Source organism: Pseudomonas sp. 05N36 (assembly GCF_056397385.1).
The window spans coordinates 12611-25861 of record NZ_JBFTNH010000027.1 but is presented as its reverse complement, the minus strand read 5'-3'; the positions used below and the strand labels follow the sequence as shown (position 1 = coordinate 25861).

General features: G+C 58.3%; 10 protein-coding genes. 8 read left to right on the top strand and 2 right to left on the bottom strand.

Features of this window, described 5'->3' with window-relative positions; translation table 11 throughout:
• Positions 1-6: 6 nt before the first annotated feature.
• A complete protein-coding gene (locus tag AC1DIH_RS25785) occupies positions 7-1602 on the bottom strand; it encodes a glycoside hydrolase family 17 protein (protein ID WP_477773770.1) in 1596 nt (531 codons plus the stop codon).
• Positions 1603-1890: 288 nt separating this feature from the next.
• On the opposite strand from AC1DIH_RS25785, the gene AC1DIH_RS25780 reads away from it, so the two are divergent.
• The 3 genes from AC1DIH_RS25780 to AC1DIH_RS25770 all read left to right on the top strand — a co-directional run bounded on the left by AC1DIH_RS25780 (position 1891) and on the right by AC1DIH_RS25770 (position 4935).
• Positions 1891-2742: a glycine betaine ABC transporter substrate-binding protein gene (locus tag AC1DIH_RS25780; protein WP_477773769.1), complete on the top strand. Its 852-nt coding sequence runs from the start codon at positions 1891-1893 to the stop codon at positions 2740-2742.
• Between the two features lie 226 nt (positions 2743-2968).
• Positions 2969-3280 carry a DUF485 domain-containing protein gene (locus AC1DIH_RS25775; protein WP_123585369.1) on the top strand — a complete coding sequence of 104 codons (312 nt, stop codon included), beginning with the start codon at positions 2969-2971 and terminating at the stop codon, positions 3278-3280.
• On the top strand, positions 3277-4935 hold the full coding sequence (locus tag AC1DIH_RS25770; RefSeq protein WP_477773768.1) for a cation acetate symporter: 1659 nt from the start codon (positions 3277-3279) through the stop codon (positions 4933-4935). Before AC1DIH_RS25775 ends, AC1DIH_RS25770 begins: the two co-directional genes overlap by 4 nt.
• 335 nt (positions 4936-5270) lie before the next feature.
• Here the strand turns inward: AC1DIH_RS25770 and gltA are convergent, their stop codons facing one another.
• Complete coding sequence (gltA, locus tag AC1DIH_RS25765; protein ID WP_019692325.1) at positions 5271-6560, bottom strand: citrate synthase; 1290 nt, start codon at positions 6558-6560, stop codon at positions 5271-5273.
• Positions 6561-6923: 363 nt separating this feature from the next.
• On the opposite strand from gltA, the gene sdhC reads away from it, so the two are divergent.
• The 5 genes from sdhC (at position 6924) to AC1DIH_RS25740 (ending at position 13249) form a co-directional block, all read left to right on the top strand.
• The gene (gene sdhC / locus AC1DIH_RS25760; protein ID WP_081013689.1) at positions 6924-7298 is read left to right on the top strand and encodes a succinate dehydrogenase, cytochrome b556 subunit; all 375 of its coding nucleotides are present in this window, start codon (positions 6924-6926) and stop codon (positions 7296-7298) included.
• Positions 7292-7660 carry a succinate dehydrogenase, hydrophobic membrane anchor protein gene (gene sdhD / locus AC1DIH_RS25755; protein WP_019692323.1) on the top strand — a complete coding sequence of 123 codons (369 nt, stop codon included), beginning with the start codon at positions 7292-7294 and terminating at the stop codon, positions 7658-7660. The genes sdhC and sdhD overlap by 7 nt, the downstream gene beginning before the upstream one ends.
• Before the next feature lie 3 nt (positions 7661-7663).
• Positions 7664-9439 (top strand): succinate dehydrogenase flavoprotein subunit, encoded by a 1776-nt coding sequence (gene sdhA, locus AC1DIH_RS25750; protein WP_427547163.1) that lies wholly within the window; start codon positions 7664-7666, stop codon positions 9437-9439.
• A gap of 11 nt (positions 9440-9450) precedes the next feature.
• Positions 9451-10155 carry a succinate dehydrogenase iron-sulfur subunit gene (locus AC1DIH_RS25745; protein ID WP_019692321.1) on the top strand — a complete coding sequence of 235 codons (705 nt, stop codon included), beginning with the start codon at positions 9451-9453 and terminating at the stop codon, positions 10153-10155.
• Positions 10156-10417: 262 nt separating this feature from the next.
• Complete coding sequence (locus AC1DIH_RS25740; protein ID WP_477773767.1) at positions 10418-13249, top strand: 2-oxoglutarate dehydrogenase E1 component; 2832 nt, start codon at positions 10418-10420, stop codon at positions 13247-13249.
• Positions 13250-13251: the final 2 nt, after the last annotated feature.

Sequence of the window (13251 nt, the reverse complement as noted above, 5' to 3'; positions counted from 1 at the left end):
TACAAATTAAATGTTGCGAACCCGCAAGCTGCGCCACAACGCGGCAACCATCAGCAGGCAAACCAGCGCCCAGCCCCAGGCTTGCTGGTTGAACAGGCCTTCACGGTACAGCTGTGGGGCAATGCTGGCGCCGATGATGAAGGTCAGCAGCGCGATTTCCCGGCGTGGTGCATTGACCGGACGAATCAGATAGACCAGCGCTGGCAGCAGCAGGGCGGCGCTTGGGAAACTGCGATAGCGCGGTTCAAACACCAGCCCCAGCATCATCACTGCGCCAGCAAATCCGGCGGCAGCGAGCAGCCAGCCAGCGCGACGTTCCAGCGCATTGAAGGCGCGTTCACGCCAACCGGTTCTGGCGCTGAGGAACAATGCCGCGTGGGCCAGTACCAAGAAGTTCAGACCGGTCAGTAACGCAGCCCAGATCCACTCATCGGCAAAGCGGCTGGTAGCGCGAGCCAGCTCACCCCAGGTGCCAATGGAGCACGCAGCGACTGCACCGAGCAGCGGCAACATCAACGCTGCACGGGTACTGCGTACGCGGCCGCCCAGCATCAACGTACCGAGGAAGATCAGACCACCGACTGCCAGCCATTGCGGCCAGAACGGCAGGTTGGTGACGGGGCCTGCCAGTACGCCCTTGTCCTGACGGTTTGCATCGAACAGCCCCCAGTAACCGCCGACCGCTCCTTCACTGGCGCGTTTCCACGGTTGGTCAAAGGCTTCGATCAGGTTGTAGTGCCAGCCTTGCTGCTCGGCCATCGCCACAAAACCACGAATGAATTTGGCTTCATTGACGCGGCTCGGTACGGCGGTTTCCCGTTGACGGCCTTCACTCGGCCAGCCGGTTTCGCCAATCAGCACGTCCTTGGGCGCGAAGCGGCTGCCGAAGATCTGCCGAACCTCGGCAACGTGCTGCAGGGCGGCGTCGATGTTGGACGGATCATCTTCCCAGTACGGCAGCAAGTGGATGGTCAGGAAGTCCACCGCCGGGGCGACTTCAGGATGCTTGAGCCAGAACTCCCAGAYATCGGCGTAGGTCACCGGCTGTTTGACGTGGCTCTTGACGTGGTTGATCAGCTTGGCCAATTGCGCGCCGGTGACTTCCTTGCGCAGCAGGGTTTCGTTGCCTACGATCACTGAGCTGACCACGTCCGGGTTGGCGTTGGCCTCGGCGATCAGCAGTTCGACTTCCTTGGCAGTGTCCACCGGATTGCTGTTGACCCAGGCGCCGATCATCAGCTTCAGGCCATGCTTGCGCGCCAGGTCCGGCAGCGCTTCGAGACCGGTCATCGAATAGGTGCGAATGCACTCGAAGCGGGTTGCCAGCAACGCGAGGTCGGCGTCCATGCGTTCAGGGCGCAGTTTGAACGGCTGATCGAACGGCGATTGGTCCTTGTCGAACGGTGTGTACGAGGCGCACTGCAATTTGTGCGTGGCGCTGGCCACGTCCGGCAGCACCACCGGTTGACCGAGCCCGTACCAGTAACCACCAAGGGCAAACAGGCCAAGCAGGCAGGCAAATAGATAAGCAGAGAGGGGGAAGCGCGAGGTGGCGGGCATGGTCAGGCCGTCTGGGAACAAAGCCGCGCATCTTACCTGCATTTGCCCCGTGCTTGGTGACCTGCATGGTTTTGACATGCAAAGTTCAGGCGGGATTCGCAGGGGCATTTTTGCAGGGCGCGATTACTGGCGTTCTGATGTCGTTTCTCGATGCCTTGAGGTCGCAGGCAGAGCAGGTCGCCGCAGGCGCGAGGTTGATTATCGACTCGTCAGTACTCCGCTGATGTTCGAACGGGTTTGCGGTGAGGCGTGATGGGGGCGCTGGGCACCATAACAATACATTGACGCTGCTCGGCATCCGTCGGGCGCAGCACTTTCGGGGAAGTAACGATGAAGATGCGACTACTCTTGGGCGCAGGTGCGGCTTTGGTGCTGGCGATCAGCTCTACTGTGGCCAGCGCCGAAAGCAAGGCAGTGACGATCGGTTATGTCGATGGCTGGTCGGACAGCGTCGCCACCACCAACGTGGCTGCGGAAGTAATCAAGCAAAAGCTCGGCTATGACGTGAAACTGCAAGCCGTGGCCACCGGGATCATGTGGCAGGGTGTCGCCACCGGTAAACTCGATGCAATGCTGTCGGCCTGGCTGCCAGTGACCCATGGCGAATACTGGGCGAAGAACAAGGATCAGGTCGTCGATTACGGCCCGAACTTCAAGGATGCGAAAATCGGTCTGATCGTGCCGGAGTACGTCAAGGCCAAGACCATCGAGGATCTTAAAACCGACGAGAGCTTCAAAGGTCGTATCGTCGGCATCGACGCCGGTTCAGGCGTGATGCTCAAGACCGATCAGGCGATCAAGGACTACGGTCTGAGCAACTACACCCTCAAGGCCAGTTCCGGTGCCGGCATGATTGCCGAGCTGACCCGTGCCGAGAAGAAAAACGAATCCATCGCGGTCACCGGTTGGGTACCTCACTGGATGTTCGCCAAGTGGAAACTGCGCTTCCTGGAAGATCCAAAAGGCGTTTATGGCGCAGCTGAAACCGTAAACAGCATCGGTAGCAAAGAACTGGCAACCAAAGCGCCGGAAGTTGCGAAGTTCCTGAAGAACTTCCAGTGGGCGTCGAAAGACGAAATCGGCGAAGTCATGCTGGCGATCCAGGATGGTGCCAAACCTGAAGTGGCAGCGAAGGACTGGGTAGCCAAACACCCTGCGCGCGTCGCCGAGTGGACCAAGTAATTTGATCTGACGCGTCTAGTCAGTACTTTCCAGGGCCGTTTGGCATTTATGCCAAGCGGCCCTTTGTGTTTCAGGCAGGTTAACGGTGTATTACCGTTGTTTTTTATCGGCTCAAAATTGGCGAAATCGTCATGTCGTTCTAATACTAAGGTCGTCTGGAACCTGTTCTGCAGCCGCATAGAGTGGATACGTTCCAACTAAAATCTGTGCTGCGAGGATAAAAACAATGAACGACAGCATTTACCTCTCGATTCAAAACAGCCCGCGCTTCAAGGAGCTGGTTCGTAAACGAGAGCGGTTCGCCTGGATTCTCTCGGCGATCATGCTTGGGCTTTACTCGGGCTTCATCTTGTTGATTGCTTATGGGCCGCATGTACTGGGGGCGAAGATCAGCCCTGAGTCATCGATTACCTGGGGCATACCGATTGGTGTAGGGCTGATTGTTTCGGCCTTCGTCCTGACGGCCATCTACGTACGACGCGCCAATGGCGAATTCGACGACCTGAACAATGCGATTCTCAAGGAGGCTCAGCAATGATCCGGCGTCTATTGGCAGCTTTAGGCATTAACGCCTTCGCACCGGCCGTTTGGGCGGCCGAGGCGCTTACCGGCGAAGTGCACAAACAACCGCTCAACGTGTCGGCGATCCTGATGTTCGTGGTGTTCGTCGGCGCAACGCTGTGCATCACCTACTGGGCCTCAAAGCGCAACAAGTCGGCTGCCGACTACTACGCGGCGGGTGGCAGGATCACCGGTTTGCAGAACGGCCTGGCGATTGCCGGTGACTACATGTCGGCGGCGTCCTTCCTGGGGATTTCCGCGCTGGTGTTCGCGTCGGGCTACGATGGCCTGATCTACTCGATCGGCTTCCTGGTGGGCTGGCCGATCATTCTGTTTTTGATCGCCGAGCGTCTGCGCAACCTGGGCAAATACACCTTTGCCGACGTGGCGTCCTACCGCCTTGGGCAAACCCAGATTCGCACCTTGTCCGCCTGCGGTTCGCTGGTGGTGGTGGCGTTCTACCTGATCGCGCAAATGGTCGGTGCCGGCAAGCTGATCCAGCTGCTGTTCGGCCTGGATTACCATGTTGCGGTGATTCTGGTGGGGATCCTGATGTGCCTCTATGTGTTGTTCGGCGGCATGCTGGCGACCACCTGGGTGCAGATCATCAAGGCCGTGCTGTTGTTGTCCGGTGCGTCGTTCATGGCGCTGATGGTAATGAAGCACGTTCACTTCGACTTCAATACGCTGTTCTCCGAGGCGGTCAAGGTTCACCCCAAAGGTGAGGCGATCATGAGCCCGGGTGGTCTGGTGAAAGACCCGATCTCGGCATTCTCCCTCGGCCTGGCGTTGATGTTCGGTACCGCTGGCCTGCCGCATATCCTGATGCGTTTCTTCACCGTGAGTGATGCCAAGGAAGCGCGCAAAAGCGTGCTGTATGCCACCGGCTTCATCGGCTATTTCTACATCCTGACGTTCATCATCGGCTTCGGCGCCATCCTGCTGGTCAGCACCAATCCGGCCTTCAAGGACGCTACGGGGGCGCTGTTGGGCGGCAACAACATGGCGGCGGTGCACCTGGCCAATGCGGTGGGCGGCAGTATCTTCCTCGGCTTCATCTCGGCGGTGGCCTTCGCCACCATTCTGGCGGTGGTTGCCGGCCTGACCCTGGCCGGGGCCACGGCGGTGTCTCACGACCTGTACGCCAGCGTGATCAAGAAGGGCAAGGCCAACGAGAAGGATGAGATCCGCGTTTCGAAGATCACCACGATTGCCTTGGGCGTGTTGGCGATTGTTCTGGGCATCCTGTTCGAAAGCCAGAACATCGCGTTCATGGTGGGCCTGGCGTTCTCGATCGCTGCCAGCTGCAACTTCCCGGTGCTGCTGCTTTCCATGTACTGGAAGAAGCTGACCACGCGCGGTGCGATGGTCGGTGGCTGGATGGGGCTGGTCAGTGCGGTGGGCCTGATGGTGCTGGGCCCGACCATTTGGGTGCAGATCATGGGGCACGAGAAGGCGATCTTCCCGTATGAGTACCCGGCGCTGTTCTCGATGGCCATTGCCTTTGTCGGCATCTGGTTCTTCTCCATCACTGACAAGTCCGCAGCGGCTGACAATGAGCGGGCGCTGTTCTTCCCGCAATTCGTTCGTTCGCAGACCGGGTTGGGGGCGAGCGGGGCGGTGTCGCACTAACGTATAGGGCTGTATAAGCGTCTCTATATAAGTAGCGTTAAACAGAAATGCCCCGGTCGAGAGATCGGGGCATTTTTATGAGGGGTACGCTCTTCGTAGCAGCTGCCGAGCCTGCGAGGCTGCGTTCGGCTGCGTAGCGGCCGTAATCCCTACATGCACGATGCCCCTGAAGAAACGATGCGCCTGATTTGCGACTGCTGCGCAGCCGAACGCAGCCTCGCAGGCTCGGCAGCTGCTACAGGGGTGAATCCGGGGCAAACAAAAACGGCCTCTGCTCTTGTATCAGAGGCAGAGGCCGTTTCCGGTGCAACCAAGACGTTATCGCAAGACAGGTCTTACTTGCGGTCTTCAAGCCGAGTGATGTCACGCGACTCGTAGCCGGTGTACAGCTGGCGCGGGCGGCCAATCTTGTACGGGCTGGAGAGCATTTCTTTCCAGTGGGAGATCCAGCCGACGGTCCGCGCCAGGGCGAAGATCACGGTGAACATGCTGGTTGGAATGCCGATCGCCTTGAGGATGATCCCCGAGTAGAAGTCGACGTTCGGGTACAGCGAGCGTTCGATGAAGTACGGGTCGGTCAGGGCGATCTCTTCCAGGCGCATGGCCAGTTCGAGTTGCGGATCGTTCTGAATACCCAATTCCTTGAGCACTTCGTCGCAGGTCTTTTTCATGACTGTAGCGCGTGGGTCGCGGTTTTTGTAAACCCGGTGACCGAAGCCCATCAGTTTGAACGGATCGTTCTTGTCCTTGGCCTTGGCGATGAACTTGTCGATGTTCGACACATCGCCAATTTCGTCGAGCATGGTCAGCACGGCTTCGTTGGCGCCGCCGTGAGCCGGGCCCCAGAGTGCAGCGATACCGGCAGCGATACAGGCGAACGGGTTGGCACCCGAGGAACCTGCCAGGCGTACGGTGGAGGTCGATGCGTTCTGCTCGTGGTCGGCGTGGAGGATGAAGATCCGGTCCATGGCCTTGGCGAGTACCGGGCTGATCGGTTTGATCTCGCACGGGGTGTTGAACATCATGTGCAGGAAGTTTTCCGCATACGACAGGTCGTTGCGCGGGTACATCATGGGTTGACCCATGGAGTACTTGTAAACCATCGCTGCCAGGGTCGGCATCTTGGCAACCAGACGGATCGCGGAGATTTCGCGATGCTGCGGGTTATTGATGTCCAGGGAGTCGTGGTAGAAAGCCGAAAGAGCGCCGACTACACCGCACATGACGGCCATCGGGTGGGCGTCGCGGCGGAAGCCGTTGAAGAAGGTCTTCAGTTGCTCATGAACCATGGTGTGGTTCTTGACGGTGCTGACGAACTGGGCCTTCTGTTCTGCAGTCGGCAATTCGCCGTTGAGCAGCAGGTAGCAGGTTTCCAGATAGTCCGACTTCTCGGCGAGTTGCTCGATCGGGTAGCCGCGGTGCAACAAAATGCCGTTGTCGCCGTCGATATAGGTAATCTTCGACTCGCAAGAGGCGGTCGACATGAAACCCGGGTCAAAAGTGAAGCGGCCCGTGGCCGTCAGGCCCCGAACGTCGATTACATCGGGACCAACGGTGCCGGTTAAAATGGGCAGCTCGACGGGGGCTGCGCCCTCGATGATCAACTGCGCTTTTTTGTCAGCCATGTGGCCTCCTATTTATGCTTGAAATCATCAGACAGACCCCCCACGCAGGGCCCGCACCACTATAGTGAGATAAATTCGAATGTCAATTTGCCTAAAGTCTTGCTCCAGAAGGCTTTAACCGGACTTTTTCCTCGAAATTGCCTGCCGTTTACGCCTTTTATCCCGCTTGCGCAATGAGCTATTAGGGGAAGGTGAACGCGTTGTCATTAGTAGCCTAACTGTCTATACTCGGCCACCGACCGCCAGGGGCTTTTGGGCCTGCTTTATTGGGGGTCGCATCCCTGGGTGGTGGTTACCTGACCAGTGCACTCCCCAACAACTTTGCCCTGATTGTTAGGGGCTCTTCAGTGTGAAAAAAAAGCCGTGAAAAGCCAACGACCTGTAAACCTAGACCTAAGGACCATCAAACTCCCCATCACCGGCGTTACGTCGTTTCTTCACCGTGTTTCCGGCATCATCCTCTTCCTGGGCCTTGGCATCATGCTGTATGCATTGAGCAAATCCCTGGGTTCCGAGGAAGGTTTTGCCGAGGTGAAGGCATGCTTGACCAGTCCGCTGGCCAAGTTCGTAGCATGGGGCCTGCTGTCCGCCTTGCTGTATCACATGGTGGCCGGTGTACGCCATCTGATCATGGACATGGGCATCGGTGAGACGCTGGAAGGCGGCAAGCTGGGCTCGAAAATTATCATCGCCATTTCCGTGGTGTTGATCGTTCTGGCGGGAGTTTGGATATGGTAACCAGCGTTACGAACCTATCGCGTTCGGGCCTCTATGACTGGATGGCACAGCGTGTGTCTGCGGTCGTTCTCGCGGCTTATTTCATTTTCCTGATCGGATACCTTGTTGCGCACCCTGGCCTTGGCTACGCCCAATGGCACTTGCTGTTCGCAAACAACTGGATGCGCATCTTCAGTCTGTTGGCCCTGGTTGCCCTTGGCGCTCACGCCTGGGTCGGCATGTGGACCATCGCGACCGACTACCTGACGCCGATGGCGCTGGGCAAGTCCGCGACTGCAGTACGTTTCCTTTTCCAGGCAGTATGCGGCGTTGCGATGTTCGCTTACTTCGTCTGGGGTGTGCAGATTCTCTGGGGTATCTGATTCATGTCTAACTCAGTAAATACGCTTTCGTTCGACGCCATCATCATCGGCGGCGGTGGTGCTGGCATGCGCGCTGCGCTGCAACTGGCACAAGGTGGTCACAAGACTGCCGTAGTCACCAAGGTTTTCCCGACTCGTTCGCACACCGTATCTGCCCAGGGTGGCATCACCTGCGCCATCGCGTCCGCTGATCCGAACGATGACTGGCGCTGGCACATGTACGATACCGTCAAGGGTTCCGACTACATCGGTGACCAGGACGCTATCGAATACATGTGTTCCGTAGGCCCGGAAGCGGTCTTCGAGCTCGAGCACATGGGCTTGCCGTTCTCCCGTACCGAACAGGGTCGCATCTATCAGCGTCCGTTCGGCGGTCAGTCGAAAGACTTCGGTAAAGGTGGCCAGGCTGCCCGTACGTGCGCCGCTGCCGACCGTACCGGTCACGCTCTGTTGCACACTCTGTACCAGGCCAACCTGAAGGCCGGCACCGTATTCCTCAACGAATACTACGGCGTCGACCTGGTGAAGAACGAAGACGGTGCCTTTGTCGGCATGATCGTCATCTGCATCGAAACCGGCGAAACCTCCTACGTCCGCGCTAACGCCACCGTTCTGGCGACTGGCGGTGCAGGTCGTATCTACTCGTCCACCACCAATGCCCTGATCAACACCGGTGACGGCGTCGGCATGGCTCTGCGTGCTGGCGTGCCGGTACAAGACATCGAAATGTGGCAGTTCCACCCGACCGGCATCGCCGGCGCCGGTGTACTGGTTACCGAAGGTTGCCGCGGTGAAGGCGGTTACCTGATCAACAAGCACGGCGAGCGTTTCATGGAGCGTTATGCTCCGAACGCCAAAGACCTTGCTGGTCGTGACGTGGTTGCTCGCTCGATGGTTAAAGAAATCATCGCCGGCAACGGTTGCGGTCCGGATGGCGACCACGTGATGCTGAAACTCGATCACCTCGGTGAAGAAGTTCTGCACAGCCGTCTGCCAGGCATCATGGAACTGTCCAAGACCTTCGCTCACGTCGATCCAGCCGTAGCGCCGATCCCGGTTGTTCCAACCTGCCACTATATGATGGGCGGCGTTGCCACCAACATTCATGGCCAGGCAATCACTCAGGACGCCGACGGCAAGGACCAGATCATTCCTGGCCTGTTCGCGGTAGGCGAAGTGGCGTGCGTATCGGTTCACGGTGCCAACCGTCTGGGCGGCAACTCGCTGCTCGACCTGGTGGTATTCGGCCGTGCCGCCGGCCTGTTCCTGGAGCAGACCCTGAAAGAAGGCGTCGACTACGCTCGCCCTCGCCAGTCCGACATCGACGCAGCCCTGGCGCGTCTCGATGGCCTGAACTCGCGTACCGAAGGCGAAGACGTCGCTACCCTGCGTAAAGAGCTGCAAAGCTGCATGCAGAACTACTTCGGTGTATTCCGTACCGGCGAATACATGCAGAAGGGTATTGCTCAGCTGGCTGATCTGCGTGGCCGTATCGCCAACGTCAAGATCAACGATAAGAGCCAGGCGTTCAACACCGCTCGTATCGAAGCGCTGGAACTGCAAAACCTGCTGGAAGTGGCCGAAGCTACTGCCATCGCTGCAGAAATCCGCAAAGAGTCCCGCGGCGCTCACGCCCGTGAAGACTACGAAGATCGCGACGACGAAAACTGGCTGTGCCACACCCTGTACTTCCCGGGTGAAAAGCGCGTTACCAAACGTGCCGTGAACTTCTCGCCGAAGACTGTTCCGACTTTTGAACCTAAGATTCGGACTTATTAAGGGTGGCCGCCATGTTGCAAGTCAGTGTTTATCGCTACAACCCTGATCAGGACGCCGCGCCGTTCATGCAGGAATTCCAGGTCGACACCGGTGGTAAAGACCTGATGGTGCTGGACGTGCTGGCCCTGATCAAAGAGCAGGACGAAGGTTTCTCCTATCGTCGCTCTTGCCGTGAAGGTGTTTGCGGTTCCGACGGCATGAACATCAACGGCAAAAACGGCCTGGCCTGCGTCACGCCGCTGTCTGCCGTCGTCAAAGGTAACAAGTTGATCGTTCGTCCTCTGCCAGGTTTGCCGGTTATCCGTGACCTGGTCGTCGATATGAGCATCTTCTACAAGCAATATGAAAAGGTTAAGCCTTTCCTGCAGAACGACACGCCGGCTCCGGCCATCGAGCGTCTGCAGACTCCTGAAGAGCGTGAAAAGCTCGACGGTCTGTACGAGTGCATCCTGTGCGCTTGCTGCTCGACCTCTTGCCCGTCCTTCTGGTGGAACCCGGACAAGTTCCTGGGTCCAGCTGCTCTGCTGCAAGCCTACCGCTTCCTGGCAGACAGCCGTGACACCAAGACTTCCGAGCGTCTGGCTTCGCTGGATGACCCGTTCAGCGTATTCCGCTGCCGCGGGATCATGAACTGCGTCAACGTATGTCCGAAAGGCCTGAACCCGACTAAGGCCATCGGTCACATCCGTAACATGCTGCTGCAAAGCGGCGTGTGATTCAGCTGTTGTACCCGTAGAACTGCTGTACCCGTAGAGGCTAAGGCGCGGGCTTCAACCCGCGTCTTGGCTATAACCAGAGTGGCAGCCCACAAGGCTGCGGCTCTTATTTTGAAGAAATGAGACAAGCAGGGGCATCCGGGCTGGTACCCGGACTATCAGCGTGATCCTAAGTGGCTTGTTTTGGTCGCTGCATTCGGACTTCTGCAAGCTTGCTCGGTGTCTTCGCCGATGGTGTTCCCCTAACCGAGGGTGACCAAGCATGCAAGAAAGCGTGATGCAGCGCATGTGGAACAGCGGCTATCTTTCAGGTGGTAACGCTGCCTATGTGGAAGAGCTTTATGAGCTCTACCTGCACGACCCTAACGCTGTGCCAGAAGAGTGGCGCACCAAATTTCAGACGTTGCCCGCTGACGGCAACGCTGCCACCGATGTATCGCACTCGACGATTCGCGATCATTTCGTGCTGCTGGCAAAGAACCAGCGCCGCGCCCAACCGGTTTCCGCCGGCAGCGTGAGCAGTGAGCACGAGAAGAAGCAAGTTGAAGTACTGCGACTGATCCAGGCCTACCGGATGCGTGGCCACCAGGCAGCCCAGCTTGACCCGCTGGGGCTGTGGCAGCGTCCTGCACCTGCAGACCTGTCGATCAATCATTACGGCTTGACCAATGCCGATCTTGATACGACCTTCCGTGCCGGCGACCTGTTCATCGGCAAAGAGGAAGCGAGCCTACGCGAAATTCACGAAGCGTTGCAGCAGACATATTGCCGCACCATCGGCGCTGAATTTACCCACATCGTCGATTCCGAGCAGCGCCAGTGGTTCCAGCAGCGTCTGGAAGGTGTGCGCGGTCGTCCGGTGTATTCGGCCGACATCAAGAGCCATCTGCTTGAGCGCGTCACCGCCGGCGAAGGCCTGGAAAAATACCTGGGTACCAAATACCCGGGCACCAAGCGTTTCGGCCTGGAAGGCGGCGAGAGCCTGATTCCGATGCTTGACGAGCTGATCCAGCGTTCCGGTTCCTACGGCACCAAGGAAATCGTTATCGGCATGGCCCACCGTGGCCGTCTGAACGTGCTGGTCAACACCTTCGGCAAGAACCCGCGCGAGCTGTTCGACGAGTTCGAAGGCAAGAAGAAGGTCGAGCTGGGTTCCGGTGACGTTAAATACCACCAGGGCTTCTCTTCCAACGTGATGACCGCAGGCGGCGAAGTCCACCTGGCCATGGCATTCAACCCGTCCCACCTGGAAATCGTTTCGCCAGTGGTCGAGGGTTCGGTACGTGCCCGTCAGGATCGTCGTAACGATCCGACCGGTGAGAAGGTTCTGCCGATTTCCATCCACGGTGACGCGGCATTCGCCGGTCAGGGCGTGGTCATGGAAACCTTCCAGATGTCGCAGACCCGCGGTTTCAAGACCGGCGGTACCGTGCACATCGTGATCAACAACCAGGTTGGTTTCACCATCAGCAACCCGCTGGACTCGCGTTCCACCGAGTACGCCACTGACGTTGCGAAAATGATCCAGGCACCGATCCTCCATGTGAATGGTGATGATCCGGAAGCCGTATTGTTCGTGACCCAGCTGGCTATCGACTACCGCATGCAGTTCAAGCGCGACGTAGTGATCGACCTGGTCTGCTACCGTCGTCGCGGTCACAACGAAGCGGACGAGCCAAGCGGCACCCAGCCTCTGATGTATCAGCAGATCACCAAACAGCGCACCACGCGTGAGCTGTATGCCGATCGTCTGACCCAGAGCGGTGTGCTTGACGCTGCGCGTGTTCAGGCGAAAGTCGACGAATACCGCAACGCGCTGGACAACGGTCTGCACGTAGTGAAAAGCCTGGTCAAGGAGCCGAACAAAGAGCTGTTCGTCGACTGGCGTCCGTACCTGGGCCACGCCTGGACTGCGCGTCACGACACCACGTTCGATCTGAAAACCCTGCAAGAGCTGTCCGCCAAGCTGCTGGAAATTCCGGAAGGCTTCGTGGTTCAGCGCCAGGTTGCGAAGATCTACGAAGACCGTCAGAAAATGCAAGCCGGCGGCCTGCCGATCAACTGGGGTTACGCCGAAACCATGGCGTACGCGACCCTGGCGTTCGAAGGTCACCCGATTCGCATGACCGGCCAGGATATCGGCCGCGGTACGTTCTCGCACCGTCATGCGGTATTGCACAACCAGAAAGACGCGGGCACCTACATCCCGTTGCAACACCTGTACGAAGGCCAGCCACGTTTCGACCTGTACGATTCGTTCCTGTCCGAAGAAGCCGTACTGGCGTTCGAATACGGCTACTCCACCACCACGCCTGACGCGCTGGTGATCTGGGAAGCCCAGTTCGGCGACTTCGCCAACGGTGCCCAGGTGGTTATCGACCAGTTCATCACCAGCGGTGAGCACAAGTGGGGCCGTCTGTGCGGCCTGACCATGTTGCTGCCACACGGTTATGAAGGTCAGGGTCCGGAGCACTCTTCGGCTCGTCTGGAGCGTTACCTGCAGCTGTGCGCCGAGCACAACATTCAGGTGTGCATGCCGACTACGCCGGCCCAGATCTACCATTTGCTGCGTCGCCAGGTGATTCGTCCCCTGCGCAAACCACTGGTAGTGCTGACTCCTAAGTCGCTGCTGCGTCACAAGCTGGCCATCTCGACCCTGGAAGATCTGGCCGAAGGTTCGTTCCAGACCGTTATTCCGGAAATCGATGCGCATGATCCGAAAAAGGTCACTCGTCTCGTACTGTGTAGCGGCAAGGTCTACTACGACCTGCTGGAAAAACGCCGTGCCGAAGGTCGTGACGACATCGCCATCGTGCGTCTTGAGCAGCTGTACCCATTCCCTGAGGACGACTTGATTGAAGTCCTGGCTCCTTATTCCAACCTCAAGCATATCGTTTGGTGTCAGGAAGAGCCGATGAACCAGGGTGCCTGGTACTGCAGCCAGCATCACATGCGCCGCATCGTTGGCGGTCACAACAAGTCTCTCGTACTCGAGTACGCGGGCCGTGACGCTTCTGCTGCACCTGCATGTGGTTATGCATCGATGCACGCCGAACAGCAGGAAAAACTGCTGCAAGACGCCTTTACTGTTTAACG